Here is a 19,588-nt window from a genome sequence, read left to right as displayed (position 1 = left end):
CATGATGGTACGTTTTTTGAGGAGCGGCAAATGGGAGCTCATCGGGATGTTCGTCATTGCTTCGGTGGTATCGCTCGTGCTCGGGGCGGTAACTTGGATAGGTCTTGCTGATGAAATGGGAAAGACGGAAGTGCGCCTAGGCGCTGCCTCCGTCTTCCTGCTTGTGAGCGCGGCTTTCGGTTACTGGGCAGCACAGCGAATCGGGCGCCGCATCGACACGCTGCATTTGTCGTTGAAGCAAGCGGCCAACGGCAATTACGGCATACGGATTACGGAGAGCGGCCATAATTCGTTTATTGAGGTATACCGCGAATTCAATGAGCTGGCGGAGCAAATGGAAGAAAAGTTGAAGTGGCTGCAAATGCGCGGCGAAGAGTATGTCATGACGGAGTCGGCCTCCAATGAAGCGGCCGTGCTTGAGGAGCGCAAGCGCCTTGCAAGGGATTTGCATGATACGGTAAGCCAGCAGCTTTTTGCGATTCATATGTGCGCCTCTTCGCTTCCGAAGCTGCAGCTTGTTGACCGTGAACGGGCGGATTCCGTATTGGAGCAGCTTGTGAATATGTCAAATCTGGCTCAAAAACAAATGAGGAATTTCATCGCTCAGCTGCGGCCTATGGAACTTGAAGGCAGAACCTTATACGAAGCACTCGATAAGTGGTTTCCGGACTATTGCAACCAAAATAAACTGCAAGGCGAGCTGGAATGGCGTTTAAAGGAGCGATTGTCGGAAGCCAAGGAACATCAGCTTTTCTTGATTGCCCAAGAAGCGATGGCTAATATCGTGAAGCATGCGGGAGCAAGCGGGTGCACCTTGACGCTGGCGGATACGGAACGGCAGGTAATCATGATTTTGCAGGATGACGGGATTGGCTTTAAGCCTGATGAGGTCAAGAGGGGCTCCTATGGCCTTTCGACGATGCAGGAGCGGGCACAGAAGCTGGGCGGAGCAGCAGAAATTTGGAGCAAGCCCGGGGGCGGTACACGAGTTAAGGTAACCATGCCTAAAATGTCAAAGGGAGAGAATGAATCGTGAGTGGATCTGAACTTATAAAAATTATGATTGTGGATGATCATGACATGGTTAGAACGGGACTCCGGACTTATCTGATGCTGGAGCCGAAATTTCATGTAATTGCAGAGGCGGGCAACGGGCAGGCAGCTATCGACCTGTTATCTGCGAGCCCGGAGGAGAAGCGTCCCCAAATTATTCTGATGGATCTCATGATGCCCGGTATGGACGGTATCGAAGCAACGAGAGCCATTATCTCGAAATTTCCTGACATGAAAATCGTCATGCTTACGAGCTTCCTTGAGGATGACAAGGTATACGGTGCAATAGAGGCGGGAGCCGTCAGCTATGTGCTTAAAACGGTATCCGCGGAGGAGCTTATTTATGCAATTAGCGGAGCTTATAAGGGGATGCCGGTCATGACTTCCGATGTATCGCAAGCTCTGACAAGGGGCTTGAGACAGCGGACGGCGCAAACAGGCGACGAGGGCTTAACAGAGCGCGAGAAAGAAGTGCTTCTACTGATAGCGGACGGCCAGTCGAATAAAGAAATTGCGGAAGAACTCCACATCAGCATCAAGACAGTGAAGACGCATGTGAGTAATTTACTGATGAAATGCGAGCTTGACGACCGGACGCAGCTAGCTGTGCTTGCTCACCGCAAAGGCTGGGCGAATCGCACATAAAGGAAGAATGAGGCGGGCATACTACCTACTAGCAAAAAGAGATACGAAATATGCTAGTGTAAAGGAGCAGCTTGCATGATACCCATTTCGTCCGTGCTGGAGTCGCGGGAGCAACATTTTTTGGAGACGAAGGAGCTGCTGGAGACGCAGCGATTCACGCTTGGCGGCAATTGGGAGTACGACCGGGGATCCTTTGACCGTTCTCTCGATGAAGGGCATAAAGTATGGCTTCGCATTCCGTTTGAAGTCATTGCAGGAAATATCGATGTCAGCGAAACCGACAATGAAGCCAAGATAAAGCTCGGCACACCGTATGTGCTGAAGCATCTATACCGGGAGGGGAATGATCCGGAAGCGTCCGTCCGTGTAGCGGGCGCGCTGTTCGATCAATTTCAAGCCCCGGCTGATCCTGATGCCCATGTAGAGCCAAAGTGGATTGATCAGGCTAAGGAAGCTCTTCATGACGTGGAGCAGCTTTTTCCCCATTGAATTTTAATACGGCGCAGCAACAAAAAAAACGTTACCAAAATCAATTTGGAGCGTTTTTTTTATTTCTGTTTAAATTCCTTTTAAGTTTGTTTTAAGGTAGAATGTGCATGATAGAACTATATCAATTAACATGCTTCGTGGTTAAGAATACCAATGAGAGGCATGATGCAATAAGATTCAAGGAGGAGAAAGTACATGGATGATCAAAACAAAAAGGGATTCGATGATTTTTTTCGCAAAAACGATGAGGAACAAGGCGGTGCAGAAAACAGCGAAAACAGGATAAATACTAATCCCGAAGCTTCCAATGAATCGCAGGAACAACCGGCCAAGCCCTCTTACTACTATTCGTATGGACCATTTAAGGCTAACTCCCAGGAAGGCGATAGTTCGTCCAATCAAGGCTATCAATCGGAAAAGCCTAAGCTGATTCAAGACCAGCCATACGGTACTGCGCAAAACGCGCAATCCGAGGCCTCACATGCGCAGCAGCCCGAGCGTCTGCTAGAGGGTTATGCGGAGCCTGAACAAGCGCGGCCGCAACCGCCGGTGCAATCGCAAATTCGGCCGTTCAACCCGTCGCCGCAGTCCGCTAAAGGGCCATGGCAGGTGAGAGAAAAGCGCCGGACATCGTTTAAAGCCGTGTTCGCTTCTTTTCTAGCGGGCGTTATCTTAGTAGGTTCTTTAATGTATACGGCAGATTTAAACAACTGGTTTACGAAGGAACAGGCGCTTGCGACAAATACGCAGTCAAACAGCTCAAGCCCGGGTTCAGCTTCGTCGGCTGGGACAACCGGATCGGCTGCGATGGTAGCGGCAAGACCGGATAATATTGCGCAATTGTTTGAAACGGCTAGTCCGGCGGTCGTGAAAATCGAAACGTTCGTGAACACTACCAAGCGCAGCAGCAGCGGAAGCATGCTTGATGATTCGTTTTTCCGCCAGTTTTTTGGCGATGACTATCCTGGAACTACGGAGCCGGAGACAGGCACGGAGAACGAGGAAGGCCAAATGCAGCAATCTGGCATCGGTACGGGCTTTTTCTTTGAATCCACCGGCTATATTCTGACGAATCAGCATGTCGTTGGCGAATCGGATCAAATCAAGGTGATTGTGCAGGGCTACGAGAAGCCTTTTACGGCCGAACTACTCGGTTCGAGCTATGAATTAGACCTTGCTGTACTTAAGGTTACCGGGGACAAAGCATTCCCGACGCTTCCGCTTGGCAACTCCGACAATATTAATATCGGCGACTGGGTAGTGGCGATCGGCAATCCTTATGGCTTTGACCATACGGTAACAGTCGGCGTACTTAGCGCCAAGGAACGCCCAATCGATATTCAAGATACGCAGGGCGAGCGCAAATACGAGCACTTGCTGCAAACGGATGCTTCCATTAATCCAGGTAACTCGGGCGGTCCGCTGCTTAACGTAAATGGCGAGGTTGTCGGCATTAATACGGCAGTCAGTTCGCAAGCGCAGGGTATCGGCTTTGCCATTCCGACGAGCACGATCCAGGAAGTGCTGGATAATTTGAAAAACAATAAAACGATTCCGAAGCCGGCTGTACCTTACATCGGCGCGGAACTGCAGGATGTAACGGCAGACATAGCGAAGCAGTTGGGCATGGATAATGTAGAAGGTTCTATCGTGCGTAATGTATACTATAATTCACCGGCATATCTGGCTGAACTTCAGCAGTTCGACGTAATTGTCGGTATCGACGGCAAGAAATATGCGAATACGCAGGAACTGATCACAGCGATACAAACGAAGAAGGTCGGCGATAAAATAGAGCTGAATATCGTTCGTAAAGGCAGCGAGATGAATTTGCAGGTAGAAATCGGCGACAAGAATACAGCAAGCGCTCAATAAGGCTTAGCAAGCGATGTAAATCAAAAAGCGCAGAGTGACAGCAGGCTCTGCGTTTTTTGCTGCAAATAGAGGGGGAACAGCAGATGAGACAGCATATTGTAGTAGTGGATGACGATGATAAAATCATATCTTTGCTTCGCAGGAGCTTAGCTTTCGAAGGTTATGAGGTGACTACGGCTTCGAACGGCATGGAAGGGCTCAAAGTACTGCTTAAAGCGGAGCCTGATTTGCTTATTTTGGATGTAATGATGCCGCAGGTAGACGGCTGGGAAGTATGCCGGCGCGTGCGCGAGAGCGGAAGCACCGTACCGATTATGATGCTGACGGCGAAGGATGACGTGATCGACCGGGTAAAAGGATTGGATCTAGGCGCGGATGACTACTTGGTCAAGCCGTTCGCGCTCGAAGAGCTGCTGGCCCGTGCGCGCGCATTGCTGCGCCGCAAATCCGATAAGATCGAGCAATCCAGCAACCAGCTGCTGTATGAGGATCTGATTTTGGACATGGATGCGCGGGAAGCGATCCGCTCCGGACGCCGGATCGAGCTTACCTCCAAGGAATACGATTTGCTGCTTCTCTTCATGCAGAACCCGCGCCGGGTGCTTACGCGCGATGCGATTATGGAGAAAATTTGGGGCTATGACTTTAGCGGGGAATCGAACGTGCTAGAGGTTTATATCGCGATGCTGCGCCAAAAGGTTGAGGACGGAGGCAGAAACCGGCTCATTCAGACGGTTCGCGGCACCGGCTACGTGCTTCGCGGAGAGGCGGGGTAATTTATGTCCATCAGGCTTCGGCTGACGCTTTGGTATTCAGGTTTGCTTGCAGTGACTCTGCTTGTTTTTGGCATTACAATTTATTTATTTATTAATTGGAATACTTACTCTGATATAAGAGAACAGCTTAAGGACCAAGATCGTAATATTGTTATCACGGGCGGTACCACCTTTTTGGACCAGCTTGATTTGGATTTGGATCGCCAATCTCGAATTGAAGAAAAAGACATGTATATCCAAATCGTAAATTATAAAGAAGGTGCTATTAAACAATCTTATAATATGCGACAAATGGACTTTGTCATCCCATATGCCGATTCTTCAACTAATCCAGAGAAGGGCATTGTCAAGCAGCAAGTAGAGATCAATAAAAAGAAGTACAGCATGATCATTCATCAACGCCCAATTTTTTTAAATGATGGATCATTAGTAGGCCTGCTTCAAGTTGGCACAATTCCTTATAACGAAGAGAAATTTTTGAATGGCGTTCGCACAACGCTTATTTTCTCATCGTTAATTGTAGTTATTATTGCATTCACGGTCGGATTGTTCATTGCCCGGCAGGCTCTGCGGCCAATCGAGAGAGTGATCAAGGCGACGCAGCAAATAGAAAATGGCTCTGATCTCAGCGTCCGCATTCCGGCGATGGGGCCGAAGGATGAGATCGGCAGACTCGTCAGCACGCTGAACGTTATGCTCGCGCGCCTTGAGATGGCCTATAACGAGCTGGATGAAGCCTATAAAGCGCAGCGCAGATTCGTATCCGATGCGTCTCACGAGCTGCGGACGCCATTAACGACGATTAGAGGCAATATCGAGCTACTGGAGCGCATGTGGACGAAGGTGCGTGAGACGAACCAGAATACTGAAACGGGAGAATGGATGCCGCTCGACTTGGATCGATGGGAATTGTCGAAGGAATCGATGAGCGATATTTCCGCGGAAGCGACACGCATGAGCACACTCGTAAATGACCTGCTTGCGCTAGCAAGGGCTGACGCAGGTTATACGATGGAGAAAACGCCGCTTGATTTATTGCCGCTTACCGAGGAGGTTGTTCGTCGTGCGCAATTGCTTCCGCGTACAGCGGATTGGAAGGTTGGCAGTCTCGCGGCGCTGGAAGGCATACGCGTAAATGCGAACCATAACTATTTGCAGCAGCTGCTGTTTATATTTATTGAGAATGCGTTCAAGTATACGCCAGAGGGCTCGATTGAGCTTAGCGCAGTCAGAAACGAGCAGCAGATCGGCTTTGTTGTGGAAGATACCGGCATCGGCATGAATCCGGATGAGATTCCGCATATCTTTGACCGCTTTTATCGGGCGGACGAGTCAAGGGGCGTCACGGTCGGGACGGGACTCGGTTTATCCATTGCCAAGTGGATTATTGACGAACATCAAGGCTCCGTTGAAGTGACGACTCGCGAAGGCGAGGGAACCAAGTTTACGATTTGGCTGCCAATAAGCTTTTCTGACACGTCTCATTCGTCTATAATAGTAGCAACGGATGAAATGAAGGAATTATAATTAAGGCGCATATCCGGTCAGAAAGCAGGTGCAAGGAATGGAAATCGTTAGAATATCACCGCGCGGTTATTGCTACGGCGTAGTCGATGCGATGGTGCTGGCTTTGCAAACGGTCAAAAACTTAGAGCTGCCGCGGCCCATCTATATATTAGGCATGATCGTTCATAACGCGCATGTCACGGATGCATTCGAGCAGGAAGGCGTCATTACGCTTGACGGTGCCAATCGTCTCGATATTCTGGATCAAATCGATACAGGAACCGTGATTTTTACCGCGCACGGCGTATCGCCCGAGGTACGCCAGCGCGCCCGCGAAAAAGGGCTGTCCGTCGTTGACGCGACTTGTCCTGACGTAACGAGAACACATGATTTGATCCGGGCGAAATCAGAAGATGGCTATCATATCATTTATATTGGCAAGAAGGGGCATCCTGAGCCGGAAGGGGCAATCGGCGTTGCGCCGGAGCAGGTGCACCTCATCGAGCGCGAAGAGGAAATTGCAGCTCTTAACGTGCCCGAAGGACGCATTATTATTACGAACCAAACGACGATGTCGCAGTGGGATATTCGTCATATCATCAGCCGGCTTCTTGAGCGCTATCCGTCGGCCGAGGTTCATAATGAAATCTGCATGGCTACCCAGGTACGCCAGGAAGCGGTTGCGGAGCAGGCTGGCGAGGCACAATTATGCATCGTTGTAGGCGATCCAAGAAGCAACAACTCGAACCGTCTTGCCCAAGTTTCCGAGGAAATTGCGGGCGTCAAGGCTTACCGGGTTTCCGATGTTTCGGAGATTGAACAGGCATGGCTCAAAGGGGTTGACCGTGTAGCCGTTACGTCAGGGGCATCCACGCCGACGCCGTTGACGAAAGAGGTCATTACCTATTTGGAGCAGTACGACCACAATAATCCAGAGACATGGGAGATCCGTCGTACGGTTAATATGAATAAACTGCTTCCAAACGTGCGGGTGAAATCCACGGCAACCGCTACCGCAGAGAAAGCAGATTAATGTAATATTTGAATCGCGGAGAGAAGAGGGGTACCGTAAGTCCAAACTTACGGTACGCTCATTCTCTCTTTTTTTAGGATTTGGGTTGACGAAAAGAGCGTTCTCCTGTATATTTACTTTAGTGATTAAAAGCGTAGAAGCTAAAAAGCATAAAAGCTACGAAGCGTAAAAGCCATAAAGCGTATGTGCAATGAAATGAAAAGGAAATAGCAGGTGTAAAGCGCAAATCCATACGTCATTCATTTTGCATCACAAAACCAACAAAACTAATTAGGAGTGATCCATATGATCGTCATTACACATTCAAACATTGCAGAAGAGCGCATTTCAGAAATCGTTGCCCATATTGAAAGAGCGGGCGTGCAGGCTCATGTTTCAAGAGGTACGGACCGTACGGTAATTGGAATCATCGGGAAAGCCGAGCCTACGCTTGCCGAGCATTTGCGCCAGATGAAAGGTGTAGAAAACGTTATTAAAATTTCTAAATCCTACAAGCTTGCAAGCCGCGACTTTCATCCTGACGATACCGTCATTGATATCAAAGGCGTAAAGATCGGCGGAAGCAACCTCGTAATTATGGGCGGACCTTGCGCCGTTGAAACACCGGAGCAAATCGATGAAATCGCACGCCTAGTTAAAGCGGCGGGCGGTCAGGTATTGCGCGGAGGCGCGTTCAAACCGCGCACAGGGCCTTACAGCTTCCAAGGCGTAGGCGTAGAAGGACTTGTTATGATGGCGGAAGCAGGCAAGAAGCACGGGCTTCTGACGATCACCGAGGTGATGACGCCGGAATATGTGGATGTCTGCGCGGAATACGCCGATATCCTTCAAGTCGGTACTCGCAACATGCAAAACTTTGATCTGCTTCGCAAGCTGGGTACCATTCAAACGCCGGTGCTGCTGAAGCGCGGTTTCAGCTCAACTTATGACGAGTTCCTAAATGCGGCAGAATACATTTTGGCAGGCGGAAACCCGAATGTAATGCTATGCGAGCGCGGAATCCGAACGTTCGAAACCTACACTCGCAATACGCTTGATTTGTCGGCCATTCCGGTGCTGCAATCGCTCAGCCATTTGCCGGTTATATCGGATCCGAGCCATGGAACCGGTCGCCGCGAATTGGTAGAGCCAATGTCCAAAGCATCGGTTGCTGCAGGGGCGAACGGACTTATTGTTGAAATGCACACCGATCCGGATAATTCAATGACAGGCGATGGCGTACAATCGTTGTTCCCGGACCAATTCGCTAATCTTTTGAAGGATCTAGAAAAACTTGCGCCAATCGTAGGCAAACAATTCGATACGCCAAAAGCGCCGGCAGAAGCATTTAAGGAATGGAAAGTCTAATAAAAAAACAAACTACGCTTTGCCATCCCAAGATGGCAAAGCGTTATTTGTTTGGATAAGGCCCATGAAGCGGATGAAGAGAACCCGAATATTCGAAGCGGCAGATTTTAGTGATTTCTATTTTTAAACAAGGATAGCATTTCATGGCGAAGGCGCTGACGGATATTCATTCAAATACCGCTAAGCCATTGTTTTCTCAGGGTTTTCAGCGTTTTGCCATTGCCTTATAAGGAGTATTTGTGAACAACTGTACAAACCTGTAAGTATAGCTTACATAGCTTTAAAAAATACCTTACATAGCTATTGACGGAGATTGAGAGCTAGTTTTATAATAACGACATGGATTTGGAGCAATAATTGAACAATACCTGTTCAACACTACGCTAATGTTCGGAAATGGAGGAAATTATTAATGTCAGTTCAAAATGTTTTGGACAATATTAAAGAAAACAGCATCATGTTTGTAGATTTCCGCTTTGTAGATCTTCTTGGTCATGCACACCACATCACGCTTCCAGCTGCTGAGGTGGATGCTGATACTTTCGTAAACGGGGTAGCTTTTGACGGTTCATCGATCCACGGTTTCCGTGGTATTGAGAATTCCGATATGGTTATGATTCCAGATACAGAATCCGTATTTATCGACCCTTTCACTGATCACCCTACACTGAACGTTATGTGTAATATCCATACACCTGAAGGCGACCGCTATGACCGCGATCCGCGCAGCATCGCTCAAAAGGCTGAAGAGTATCTTCAAACGACTGGCATTGGTACGACAGCATTTTTCGCGCCAGAGCCTGAATTCTTCATCTTCGACGAAGTTCGCTATGAAAGCACAATGAATTCTTCTTCGTACATGGTTGAATCCGAAGAAGCTGGCTGGAACACGAACCGCAAAGAAGAAGGCGGCAACCTAGGTGCCAAAATTCCAGTAAAAGGCGGCTATGTTCCTGTAGCTCCAGTTGATTCCCAACAAGATATCCGCAGCGAAATGGTTCGCCTATTGCAAGAGTCGGGTCTTCGCGTTGAGCGTCATCACCATGAAGTTGCTACAGCTGGTCAAGCGGAAATTAACTTCCGTTTCGATACACTTACAAAAACAGCTGACAACCTGATGAAATTCAAATATATCATTCACAATACAGCTCGCCAATACGGCAAAACGGCTACTTTCATGCCGAAGCCGCTTTTCGGTGACAACGGTAGCGGTATGCACGTTCATACTTCGATCTTCAACGGCGACGAGCCTATGTTCTACGATAAAGGCGCGTATGCAAACCTTAGTGAACTTGCAATGCACTACATCGGCGGCGTGCTTTACCACGCTCCGGCTTTGATCGCAATCACTAACCCAAGCACGAACTCGTTCAAACGCCTTGTACCTGGTTACGAAGCGCCGGTTAACCTTGTATTCTCGAAAGGTAACCGTTCCGCAGCAATCCGTATTCCGATTGCAGCTGTAACGCCTAAAGGCTGTCGTATCGAATTCCGTACACCGGACAACACGGCTAACCCTTACCTTGCTTTCGCAGCAATGCTGCTTGCTGGTTTGGACGGCATCAAGCGTAAACTTGATCCAGTTGCTCTTGGTTATGGTCCTTTCGACAAAAACATCTACGAATTGCCGGAAGAAGAGAAAAAAGAAATTCGCAGCGTTCCTGGAACGCTTGACGAAGCGCTTAACGCTCTTGAAGCTGATTCCGATTTCTTGACTGAAGGCGGCGTATTCTCCAAAGACTTCATCGAGAACTATGTAGCAATCAAACGTGCAGAAGCTAAAGCAGTTGCAATCCGCATTCATCCGCATGAGTTCAGCCTTTACTACGATTGCTAATCCGATCGTTAAGAAATATAAGAAACGGGTCCTTCTAGGACCCGTTTTTTTATGAAAATTAAAGAAATGATGAATGAAAACCGAATGTTTTTGTCAGTATTTCGTCATACGTTCGACTTTTTGTTTTTTGAAATTGCCGATTACACTTGATGCGGCCCTTCAAAATTGCTATCATAACCATATCATATATAAAGAAACAGAGGTGGGTATCCGAAGATGACACGAGCATTTAATTTTAATGCAGGACCAGCCGCAATACCACTTGAGGTACTAAAGCAAGCGCAGGAGCAATTTGTTGATTATCAAAATGCAGGCATGTCCATTATGGAAATGTCTCACCGCAGTAAATTGTACGAAGCCGTGAATAACGAATCGCAGGCTTTGCTTCGCGAATTGTTCGGAGTTCCTGAAAATTATGAGGTGCTTTTGCTGCAAGGCGGTGCCAGCACGCAATTTGCCATGTTGCCGCTTAATCTTCTCAGCCCAGGAAAACCAGGCGCTTACGTGATGACAGGCGCATGGGCCGACAAAGCGCTGAAAGAAGCGAAACTTGTCGGAGAAACTGTGATCGCGGCTTCGACAGAATCCGACAATTTCATGCGTATGCCGGCATTGTCGGAAATCGAGGTGCCAAGCAACGCGTCTTATCTTCATCTTACATCGAATGAAACAATCGGCGGAACCCAGTTCCAAGAGTTCCCGGATACAGGAGATGTACCTTTAATCGCCGATATGTCCAGCGATATTTTGAGCAGACCGATTGATGTGAGCAAGTTTGGCGTCATTTACGCCGGTGCTCAGAAAAATCTAGGCCCATCAGGTGTTACGGTTGTCATTATCCGCAAGGATCTTGTGGAAAACAGTCCGAAAACCATCCCGTCGATGTTCCGTTACAGCACACATGCGAAGAGCGGCTCGCTTTATAACACGCCGCCGTCTTTCTCGGTTTACATGGTCAATCTGGTGCTGCAATGGATTAAGGGCAAAGGCGGAGTAGCTCAACTGGAGCAGTACAACCGTGACAAAACGAAACTCATCTATGACGCGATCGATCAAAGCAGCGGCTTCTATATCGGCTGTGCGCAGCCGCAAAGCCGTTCGCTCATGAATATTACTTTCCGTATTCAGAACGAGGAGCTTGAAAGCCTGTTCGTCAAAGAATCAGAGAAGGAAGGCTTTGTTGGCTTGAAGGGACATCGCGATGTTGGCGGCCTGAGAGCTTCAACGTATAATGCGGTTCCGCTCGAAAGCTGCCAAGCGCTTCAGCAGTTCATGATTGATTTTCAAAAACGTAACGGCTAGTACCGGCTAAAGCAATAAGTGACGTAAGAGCTAGGATACAATAAAAAGCCGCCCACTCCTTCTACGAAGAAGGCAGGGCGGCTTTTGGTTTTCGCTTAATCGGGGTTTATGCCTGCGCGACGGAGCTTTCGGCAACATGCGGTCCGTTCAGCTTATAGCCGACATTGCGCACAGTCATGATATATTCCGGAGTACGGGCATTTTTCTCGATTTTATCGCGCAGATGGCTGATATGAACGTCGACAATGCGGGTGTCGCCAAGAAAATGGTAATCCCAAACGCCGTGCAGCAGCTGCTGGCGGCTGAGCACCTTTCCCTTGTGGCGGCAAAGGAATAGCAGCAGTTCGAATTCTTTTGGCGTAAGCTCAACGGGCTTACCGTCAATGAAAACCTCGCGCTGCTCCACTTGCACCTTTAAGCGGCCGATATTGAAAGTCGTGTCTTCCGCGGTGCCGGGCAGCGATTGAACGCGGCGGAATATCGCTTGGATGCGGGATACCAGCTCCTGCGGGCTAAAGGGCTTTGTCATATAGTCATCGGCCCCGTTGTCGAGACCGGCGATTTTGTCTGTTACGTCCTGAAGCGCGGTTAGCATAACGATCGGTACGGCGTTGCTTTGCTTGCGCAGTTCGCGGCAAACTTGGATTCCGTCCATTTTTGGCAGCATGAGGTCAAGAACGATCAAGTCTGGACGAAAGGGCTTCAGCATATCAAATACGGCTTCCCCGTCACCTACGCAGCGTACATCATAGCCTGCCAACTTTAAGTTAAATTCAATCAACATCGAAATTGATGGCTCGTCATCCACGACCAAAATCTTTTTTCGCATGGTTCAGCTCTCCTTCACGTGTATCCGCCTATTCTGTTACCTATTATGAAGGCGGAAATTATGCTTGAGATTAACGGTACGTAAAGTGGGTGTAAAAATATTCGGCGAATTCGTGTATAATAGGCAAAATGAGAGGTGAGATTGAAAACTATGTCATTTCATATCGTATTGGTAGAACCGGAAATTCCGGCAAACACAGGCAATATTTCGCGTACATGTGCCGCAACCGGTGCAATTTTGCATTTAGTTAGACCGCTCGGCTTCGATACGGACGACCGTACCTTGAAGCGGGCCGGGCTCGATTACTGGCATTCGGTGCAGATCGAGTACCATGATTCCTTTGATGAGGTGCTGGCGGCGTATCCGCAAGGGCGTTTTTTCTATGCAAGCACAAAAGCAAGCAAGCCGTATTCACAATTCGATTACCGGGACGGCGATTTCTTTGTTTTCGGAAAAGAAACAAAGGGTTTGCCCCAGGAGCTAATAGACGCGAATAAGGAAACTTGTATCAGAATGCCGATGACGGATAAAGTGCGTTCATTAAATTTATCCAATTCGGCAGCAATTATTGTGTATGAAGCGCTTAGGCAAAATGATTTTCCAGGACTTGAATAAAATATGCTGCTATATTTATCATTTTTTGGAATTTATTCGCCAAAAAACAAGGATTAGTTGCAGGATATTAAGAAATTATGAATTTAGGAAGGAAAATCCCAAGTACCCACGAAAGACTATAACGCAGAGGTTTCCAGAAATGACTTGCGAAACCAGACACAGAAGAGGTGAAAGCGATGAAACCAGCAGGTGTAGTTAGAAAAGTGGATCAACTCGGACGTATTGTACTTCCAAAATCATTGCGTAAACGTTATTTGATGAACGAGGGCGATCCCGTTGAAATTTTCGTCCAAGGTGACCATATTATTTTGGAACGTTACCGTCCCAAATGCGTTTTTTGCGGTTCGATGGTTGAAGTTCGTGATTTCAAGGAACGTTATGTTTGTGGCGAATGTATGGAGGAAATGGCAGTTCTGCAGCATTAATCAGAGGGGCGGAATGCTTTTCTAACGAAATGAAGCTTCCCTTGTTGAGCAAGATGCTCATCGGGAAGCTTCATTTTTGTTGGGGAAAGAATAGAAAAACATAAGATCAGACTTATGTCATTTACTCCTTCATCAAGATGCGATGGCCGCCAATTGCTTGGCCGATACCGCATGCTTGCTACAAGCAGTCCGCAGCCGGCTTATAGACCTTTTGTTTTGTCTTCATTGTAGGAGCTGGTCAGCATCGCCGTAATGAACAACGCAAAAACAGTCATGACAATAATAAAGTTCATCTGTGGGACACCTCCAAGTACGTTGTCTTTATTATAACCAACGTCGGCAAAAAAGAAAACTTTAAAAGTTGTGAACACATTGTTAACATAGAGAGTATGAGCATAGCAAGCTTTAAGCTTGCGAGGAGGAGCATATACTATGAATTATCGTTTTTCATCCAGAGTATCGCAGTTGAAATCGTCAGCGGTTAGAGATATTTTGAAGCTGACGCAGGGCAAGGATATGATTTCGTTTGCCGGAGGGTTGCCGGCAGAGGAACTGTTTCCCGTACAAGCCATCCGCGAAGCCGCTGACCGCGTCTTTACGGCTGGGACGGGCGCTTTGCAATACGGTTTGACGGAAGGTTACATGCCGCTCCGCGAGCAGCTGTGTTCGCGTATGGCGGCGAAGCAAATGCATGTGAATCCGGAGCAAATGATATTGACAACGGGCTCGCAGCAGGCGATTGATTTGCTGGTAGGCGTGCTTACCGAGCCTGGCGATACTGTTCTGGTCGAGAAGCCTACCTACTTGGCGAGCCTGCAGGTGTTCGCGCTGCATGGCTTGAAGGTCATTGCGGCTGAGAGCGACGAGGATGGAATCATACCCGAGGATGCCGAGCGGCTCATTCGGGAGCATCGTCCGAAGCTGCTTTACGCCGTGCCTACTTTCGGGAACCCGACAGGGCGGGTGTGGAGCGTGGAACGGAGAAAGAAGCTGCTTGCCTTGTGTAAGCAAAATGATATGCCGATTATCGAAGACGATCCTTACGGGGATATTACTTTTGATGAGAGCGAGCAATTTCCAACGCTGTTTTCGCTTGAGGGCAAAGCGGAGCAAGGCGCGGTTTTTTATACAAGCACGTTTTCCAAAACGGTTGCGCCGGCGCTGCGTTCGGGCTGGGCGATCGGGGACAGCAGCGTTATCGGTATGGTAGCCAAAGCGAAGCAGGCGGCTGATCTTCATTCAAGCGCAATCGATCAGCAAATTTTGAGCGAGCTTTTGCAAGGCTTTGACTTAGACGGCCATATCCGGCTGATTTCCAAATCATACGGGGAGCGCATGATCGAAATGCATGAGCTACTGAAGCGGCAGGGTCTTCAAGACGTAACCTGGGTAAAACCAAAAGGCGGTATGTTCCTCTGGCTGGAGCTCCCAGACGGCTTGGATGCGGAAGCACTGCTTCGCTGCGCCGTTCAAAAGGGCGTTGCGTTCGTGCCGGGCAGCTCATTCTATGCCGAGCATCCTCAGCGCAACACCGCAAGATTGAACTATACGTATAATACGGGTGCGCGTACGGAGCAGGGCGTGGAGCGTTTTGTAGAAGCAATCGGCGAATTTACGGCGCGGAGCTGATCGAAGACGTCCATTCCGCGATGACTTCGCCGTACTCGGCTAATGCAGCCGCGCCTTCCGGGCGCAGGCTGTATTTGCCGCGTCCTATGCGCTCGAACCAGCCGTAATAGTTATTGCGAAGCGTTTCGCCGCTGCGGCTGTAGCCCGTAAAAGCGGATACCTCCCGCGGCGCAAGCGGACCGGCGGTGTGCAGCGCATATGCGCAGCGCAGAGCCTTCTCGCGGTAAGCGGTCACCAGCTTGCGGCGGGTGCTACCGCCTACGTTATAGTCGCCGCTGCGCTCTCTGAACTCGGTCAGCAGCTGAGCTTGTTTCTTGCGTCTTGCGCCGCGCTGCGGCAGTTCGCCGGGATGGCAGAGCATCTCGATGACCGGCGGCTTCGTTTTGTAGAAGGTGACTGTCATCAGGCCGAGTCCAAGCATGCGGCAAAGCTCCGTCAAATCGCCGAAGCGTTGGTTGTGGGCGCCGCTTTTTTTGCGGTTCCGTTCAACGGCAAGCACAACATGGCTGTTCAGCCGAAGACGTTCAACCCCTTGCAGGAGCAAGGCGAGGTTGAACGTTTTTTTCATTTCGACAATAATCGTTTCATTGTGATCCGGATGCACGGCAACCAAATCACAATGGAGCACCTCGCTTTTTACAATAAAGCCAAGCTGCTCATAGTGCTTTTTTATAGGGCTGTAAAGCTCTTCCTCGCGTGCGACTGCCACGTTTTCTTTCTCCTCTCCACTCGTTTCAATCGAAGCTTTTGCCTCCATTATAACAAAGGAAACTGTCGGCTTGTCGTTTTTTGATGGATGATGGACAAAAATAGTGTGCAATTATCTCCCCGAATAAGCATAGGATTGTTATATCTCAATAAAAGTTGGCACCACTCGATAGAGCGTCTAGAGACAAATCCCGGGCGTAGAATGATAAGTGGAATGCGGAAGCGATGGGAGGAGGCACGGTATGGACATTTTCAAGCGAATATCGGAGTATCAGGCTGAGAGCGAGAAGCTTGCATGGACAGGAACATTCAAGGATTATATTGAGTTGCTGAGGAAGGACCCGTCCCCGGCCATGACTGCACATTCACGCGTTTATGAAATGATTGAATCTCACGGGGTGGAAGATGTTGGCGGCCGTAAGCAGTATAAGTTTTTCGATCAAGAAATCTTTGGGCTCGATCGTGCGATTGAGAAGCTGGTAGAGGAGTATTTCCACTCATCAGCTCGCAGGCTTGAGGTTCGTAAGCGGATTCTGCTGTTAATGGGTCCTGTCAGCGGAGGCAAGTCAACGATTGTTACCATGCTCAAAAAAGGACTTGAGCGCTTCTCCAGAACGGAGCGAGGATCCGTTTATGCGATTAAAGGCTGCCCTATGCATGAGGATCCGCTGCATCTTATTCCCCATGAGCTTCGTCCTGATATCGAGAAGGAGCTTGGTGTTCGAATTGAAGGCAACCTATGCCCATCCTGCCAAATGAGGCTGCAAACGGAATACAGCGGCGACATCGAGAACGTGCTCGTCGAGCGTGTGTTTATTTCGGAGGATAACCGCGTAGGAATCGGAACATTCAGTCCGTCCGATCCGAAATCGCAGGATATTGCCGACCTCACGGGCAGTATTGATTTCTCCACCATAACGGAGTACGGATCCGAATCCGATCCCCGCGCCTATCGGTTTGACGGAGAGCTTAACAAAGCGAACCGCGGCTTGATGGAGTTCCAAGAAATGCTCAAATGCGATGAGAAGTTTTTGTGGAATCTGCTCTCACTGACCCAGGAAGGCAATTTCAAGGCTGGACGCTTCGCGCTTATAAGCGCCGATGAGCTCATTATTGCGCATACGAACGAATCCGAGTACAAATCTTTTATTAGCAATAAGAAAAACGAGGCGCTGCATTCCCGGATGATCGTTATGCCAGTGCCATACAATTTGAGAGTGTCCGACGAAGAGAAAATCTATAAAAAGCTGATTGCGCAGAGCGACATGCGGCATATCCATATTGCGCCCCATGCCTTGCGCGCGGCTGCGATCTTCTCTATTTTGACAAGGCTGAAGGAAACGAAGAAGCAGGGCATGGATCTTGTCAAAAAAATGCGGATGTACGATGGCGAGGAAGTAGAGGGCTTCAAAGAAGCGGATTTGAAAGAAATGCAAAATGAATACTTAGAGGAAGGCATGACGGGCATTGATCCGCGCTACGTCATAAACCGAATCTCGAGTGCGCTAATTAAGCAGGATACGCAATGTATTAATGCGCTTGATGTGCTGCGCGCGCTGAAAGAAGGTTTGGATAGTCATCCTTCTATCACGAAGGAAGAACGTGAGCGGTACTTAAATTTCATTTCCGTCGCGCGCAAGGAATATGATCTCCTGGCGAAGAAGGAAATTCAAAAGGCATTCGTCTACTCCTATGAGGAGTCTGCCCGCACCTTGTTTGAGAACTACCTCGATAATATCGAGTCTTACTGCAACTGGGCCAAAATTAAGGATCCTTTAACCGGCGAGGAGATGGATCCGGATGAGCGGCTCATGCGGTCCATCGAGGAACAAATCGGCGTCTCGGAAAATGCGAAAAAAGCATTCCGTGAAGAAATTCTGATTCGTATATCCTCGTATTCCCGGAAAGGGAAAAAATTCGATTTTACGAGCCACGAACGTCTGCGCGAGGCGGTTGAGAAGAAGCTGTTCGCCGATCTCAAGGATATCGTGAAAATAACGACCTCCACGAAAACGCCGGATGAGAGCCAATTGAAGCGCATAAATGAAGTTACCAAACGGCTTATGGATGAGCATGGGTACTGCCCGGTTTGTTCCAATGAACTGCTCCGGTACGTTGGAAGCCTGTTAAACAGGTAACGAGTTAGTGTAAGCGGCGAATGTTGCAGGTGATATTCGCCGCTTACGAATTGTAATAAAGAGCTGACAGTAGGATTTAAAAGCGTGCTGATATCCCGGTCGATAGGAAAAAATCTATCGGCCTTTTTGTTTTTGCGAATAGGTTTAAAAAGAATTCATATTGATAATAATGAAAAGGGTATATTTTCCGATATAATAGGTGATAGCGATCAACTATACACCGAAGGAGTCGGACTAATTGATTAAAGTATCGTCAGAACGCCAGAAGCAGCTTGAATACACGGGGATTACGGAGAAGGATTTAAAAAAACTGGCTGAATGCAAACCGATTTTCGAGAAGATCGTTGACGAAGTGGTTGATCGGTTTTATGACAGTGTCGGCCAACAGCCCGAACTAATTGCGATTATTTCAAAAGTAAGCAGCGTAGAACGGCTGAAGGAAACGCAGCGATGGTACTATATGTCGCTTACCGAAGGGGTAATCGATCAAGCGTATATTGAAAACCGTATAAAGATAGGTGCCGTCCATTCGCGAATCGGATTAACGACGGATTGGTATTTGGGTACCTATATGACTTATCTGGATATATCCACGACTGTGCTTCAAAAGGTTATTCCTGAAGGCTGGCAGGAAGTAGTGCATGCTTTGGCGAAATTATTTAATCTCGATTCGCAATTCGTGCTTGAAGCCTATAATCAGCATGAGCAGCAGAAAATTCAGGAGCTCGCGGACAATCGTTCCGTCATGCTGACAACCGTAACCAGCGCGGTGCAGGAGCTGGCTTCGCTTATGCTCGAATTGGACGAGGGTGCGCAATCAATTGCGGCAACGGCAATTTCGACATCGCAATCCCAGGATAAGACGCATACATTATTAGGAGAGCTTCGAGAGGAACTGGACGGCATTAATGAAATGGGCTCATTAATTCGCGGTTTATCGGATCAAACGCATTTACTCGGGCTGAATGCCGCAATCGAAGCGGCGAGGGCCGGAGAAAACGGGCGAGGGTTCGAGGTTGTCGCGAATGAAGTGCGCAAACTGGCTTCTTCCTCACGCAATGCGCTCGAAGGGATACAGTCGAAGCTTGAAGAGATTGACAAGAAGCTGTCCGCCGTACGTCACGAGTCCGAGCAGACATCGGTCGAAGCGCGCAATCAAGCGGCCCGTTCGCAGGAGCTCGCTTCGTTCGTACACATGGTCGATAAGGTTACGAAGGATCTGCAGCAATTAAATCAATCCTAGAATAAAACGCAGCTTAGAAAAAGCAGGAATTCTCTCTATCGAGGGTTCCTGCTTTCGTGTTATATAAGTTGACACAATTTTCTGATTTTAGTATGATAATCCTAACATTAAGATGCGATTCGGTTATAATTGTTAAGT

General features: G+C 48.5%; 17 protein-coding genes. 15 read left to right on the top strand and 2 right to left on the bottom strand.

Annotation, left to right across the window (positions count from 1 at the left end; genetic code table 11):
* Position 1 precedes the first annotated feature (1 nt).
* From ACN6MW_RS04515 to serC, 10 genes are all read left to right on the top strand, one after another.
* On the top strand, positions 2-1,036 hold the full coding sequence (locus ACN6MW_RS04515) for a histidine kinase (protein WP_419874401.1): 1,035 nt from the start codon (positions 2-4) through the stop codon (positions 1,034-1,036).
* Positions 1,037-1,059: 23 nt separating this feature from the next.
* Positions 1,060-1,698 (top strand): response regulator, encoded by a 639-nt coding sequence (locus ACN6MW_RS04510; protein WP_419876271.1) that lies wholly within the window; start codon positions 1,060-1,062, stop codon positions 1,696-1,698.
* A gap of 75 nt (positions 1,699-1,773) precedes the next feature.
* The gene (locus ACN6MW_RS04505; protein ID WP_419874400.1) at positions 1,774-2,187 is read left to right on the top strand and encodes a YugN family protein; all 414 of its coding nucleotides are present in this window, start codon (positions 1,774-1,776) and stop codon (positions 2,185-2,187) included.
* A gap of 195 nt (positions 2,188-2,382) precedes the next feature.
* On the top strand, positions 2,383-4,062 hold the full coding sequence (locus ACN6MW_RS04500) for a S1C family serine protease (protein WP_419874399.1): 1,680 nt from the start codon (positions 2,383-2,385) through the stop codon (positions 4,060-4,062).
* A gap of 83 nt (positions 4,063-4,145) precedes the next feature.
* Positions 4,146-4,838: a response regulator transcription factor gene (locus ACN6MW_RS04495; RefSeq protein WP_308999485.1), complete on the top strand. Its 693-nt coding sequence runs from the start codon at positions 4,146-4,148 to the stop codon at positions 4,836-4,838.
* A gap of 3 nt (positions 4,839-4,841) precedes the next feature.
* The gene (locus ACN6MW_RS04490; protein ID WP_419874398.1) at positions 4,842-6,365 is read left to right on the top strand and encodes a sensor histidine kinase; all 1,524 of its coding nucleotides are present in this window, start codon (positions 4,842-4,844) and stop codon (positions 6,363-6,365) included.
* A 37-nt stretch (positions 6,366-6,402) separates the two neighbouring features.
* Positions 6,403-7,377 carry a 4-hydroxy-3-methylbut-2-enyl diphosphate reductase gene (locus ACN6MW_RS04485; protein ID WP_419874397.1) on the top strand — a complete coding sequence of 325 codons (975 nt, stop codon included), beginning with the start codon at positions 6,403-6,405 and terminating at the stop codon, positions 7,375-7,377.
* A gap of 285 nt (positions 7,378-7,662) precedes the next feature.
* Complete coding sequence (gene aroF, locus ACN6MW_RS04480) at positions 7,663-8,724, top strand: 3-deoxy-7-phosphoheptulonate synthase (RefSeq protein WP_419874396.1); 1,062 nt, start codon at positions 7,663-7,665, stop codon at positions 8,722-8,724.
* A gap of 412 nt (positions 8,725-9,136) precedes the next feature.
* Positions 9,137-10,561, top strand: a complete 1,425-nt coding sequence (glnA, locus tag ACN6MW_RS04475) for a type I glutamate--ammonia ligase (protein ID WP_364147143.1) — start codon at positions 9,137-9,139, stop codon at positions 10,559-10,561.
* Positions 10,562-10,777: 216 nt separating this feature from the next.
* A complete protein-coding gene (gene serC, locus ACN6MW_RS04470; RefSeq protein WP_419874395.1) occupies positions 10,778-11,863 on the top strand; it encodes a 3-phosphoserine/phosphohydroxythreonine transaminase in 1,086 nt (361 codons plus the stop codon).
* A 106-nt stretch (positions 11,864-11,969) separates the two neighbouring features.
* Here the strand turns inward: serC and ACN6MW_RS04465 are convergent, their stop codons facing one another.
* Complete coding sequence (locus ACN6MW_RS04465) at positions 11,970-12,692, bottom strand: response regulator transcription factor (RefSeq protein ID WP_364147148.1); 723 nt, start codon at positions 12,690-12,692, stop codon at positions 11,970-11,972.
* A 150-nt stretch (positions 12,693-12,842) separates the two neighbouring features.
* On the opposite strand from ACN6MW_RS04465, the gene trmL reads away from it, so the two are divergent.
* From trmL to ACN6MW_RS04450, 3 genes are all read left to right on the top strand, one after another.
* Positions 12,843-13,307, top strand: a complete 465-nt coding sequence (gene trmL, locus ACN6MW_RS04460) for a tRNA (uridine(34)/cytosine(34)/5-carboxymethylaminomethyluridine(34)-2'-O)-methyltransferase TrmL (RefSeq protein WP_364147151.1) — start codon at positions 12,843-12,845, stop codon at positions 13,305-13,307.
* 176 nt (positions 13,308-13,483) lie between these two features.
* Positions 13,484-13,732 carry an AbrB/MazE/SpoVT family DNA-binding domain-containing protein gene (locus ACN6MW_RS04455; RefSeq protein ID WP_364147154.1) on the top strand — a complete coding sequence of 83 codons (249 nt, stop codon included), beginning with the start codon at positions 13,484-13,486 and terminating at the stop codon, positions 13,730-13,732.
* Positions 13,733-14,164: 432 nt separating this feature from the next.
* A complete protein-coding gene (locus tag ACN6MW_RS04450; RefSeq protein ID WP_419874394.1) occupies positions 14,165-15,361 on the top strand; it encodes a PLP-dependent aminotransferase family protein in 1,197 nt (398 codons plus the stop codon).
* Here ACN6MW_RS04450 and ACN6MW_RS04445 read toward each other — a convergent pair.
* Complete coding sequence (locus ACN6MW_RS04445) at positions 15,345-16,070, bottom strand: DUF2161 family putative PD-(D/E)XK-type phosphodiesterase (protein WP_364147159.1); 726 nt, start codon at positions 16,068-16,070, stop codon at positions 15,345-15,347. The two genes, ACN6MW_RS04450 and ACN6MW_RS04445, sit on opposite strands and share 17 nt — an antisense overlap.
* A gap of 241 nt (positions 16,071-16,311) precedes the next feature.
* Between ACN6MW_RS04445 and ACN6MW_RS04440 the strand changes: the two genes are divergently transcribed.
* Together ACN6MW_RS04440 and ACN6MW_RS04435 are read left to right on the top strand one after the other, a co-directional pair.
* Entirely contained in the window at positions 16,312-18,207 is a 1,896-nt protein-coding gene (locus tag ACN6MW_RS04440) for a PrkA family serine protein kinase (protein ID WP_419874393.1), read from the top strand.
* A 238-nt stretch (positions 18,208-18,445) separates the two neighbouring features.
* The gene (locus tag ACN6MW_RS04435; protein ID WP_419874392.1) at positions 18,446-19,450 is read left to right on the top strand and encodes a protoglobin domain-containing protein; all 1,005 of its coding nucleotides are present in this window, start codon (positions 18,446-18,448) and stop codon (positions 19,448-19,450) included.
* Positions 19,451-19,588: the final 138 nt, after the last annotated feature.

Source organism: Pristimantibacillus sp. PTI5, from assembly GCF_048572955.1.
Lineage (GTDB): Bacteria > Bacillota > Bacilli > Paenibacillales > Paenibacillaceae > Pristimantibacillus.
This window is presented reverse-complemented; position numbering and strand designations above follow the sequence as displayed.

Excerpts from the sequence above, each read along its gene's own strand:
- ACN6MW_RS04495 (WP_308999485.1), top strand. The coding sequence starts at position 4,146 with ATGAGACAGCATATTGTAGTAGTGGATGACGATGATAAAATCATATCT.
- serC (WP_419874395.1), top strand. The coding sequence starts at position 10,778 with ATGACACGAGCATTTAATTTTAATGCAGGACCAGCCGCAATACCACTT.
- ACN6MW_RS04465 (WP_364147148.1), bottom strand. The coding sequence starts at position 12,692 with ATGCGAAAAAAGATTTTGGTCGTGGATGACGAGCCATCAATTTCGATG.
- ACN6MW_RS04440 (WP_419874393.1), top strand. The coding sequence starts at position 16,312 with ATGGACATTTTCAAGCGAATATCGGAGTATCAGGCTGAGAGCGAGAAG.
- ACN6MW_RS04505 (WP_419874400.1), top strand. The coding sequence starts at position 1,774 with ATGATACCCATTTCGTCCGTGCTGGAGTCGCGGGAGCAACATTTTTTG.
- glnA (WP_364147143.1), top strand. The coding sequence starts at position 9,137 with ATGTCAGTTCAAAATGTTTTGGACAATATTAAAGAAAACAGCATCATG.
- trmL (WP_364147151.1), top strand. The coding sequence starts at position 12,843 with ATGTCATTTCATATCGTATTGGTAGAACCGGAAATTCCGGCAAACACA.
- ACN6MW_RS04450 (WP_419874394.1), top strand. The coding sequence starts at position 14,165 with ATGAATTATCGTTTTTCATCCAGAGTATCGCAGTTGAAATCGTCAGCG.
- ACN6MW_RS04455 (WP_364147154.1), top strand. The coding sequence starts at position 13,484 with ATGAAACCAGCAGGTGTAGTTAGAAAAGTGGATCAACTCGGACGTATT.
- ACN6MW_RS04500 (WP_419874399.1), top strand. The coding sequence starts at position 2,383 with ATGGATGATCAAAACAAAAAGGGATTCGATGATTTTTTTCGCAAAAAC.
- ACN6MW_RS04515 (WP_419874401.1), top strand. The coding sequence starts at position 2 with ATGATGGTACGTTTTTTGAGGAGCGGCAAATGGGAGCTCATCGGGATG.
- ACN6MW_RS04490 (WP_419874398.1), top strand. The coding sequence starts at position 4,842 with ATGTCCATCAGGCTTCGGCTGACGCTTTGGTATTCAGGTTTGCTTGCA.
- ACN6MW_RS04510 (WP_419876271.1), top strand. The coding sequence starts at position 1,060 with ATGATTGTGGATGATCATGACATGGTTAGAACGGGACTCCGGACTTAT.
- ACN6MW_RS04485 (WP_419874397.1), top strand. The coding sequence starts at position 6,403 with ATGGAAATCGTTAGAATATCACCGCGCGGTTATTGCTACGGCGTAGTC.
- aroF (WP_419874396.1), top strand. The coding sequence starts at position 7,663 with ATGATCGTCATTACACATTCAAACATTGCAGAAGAGCGCATTTCAGAA.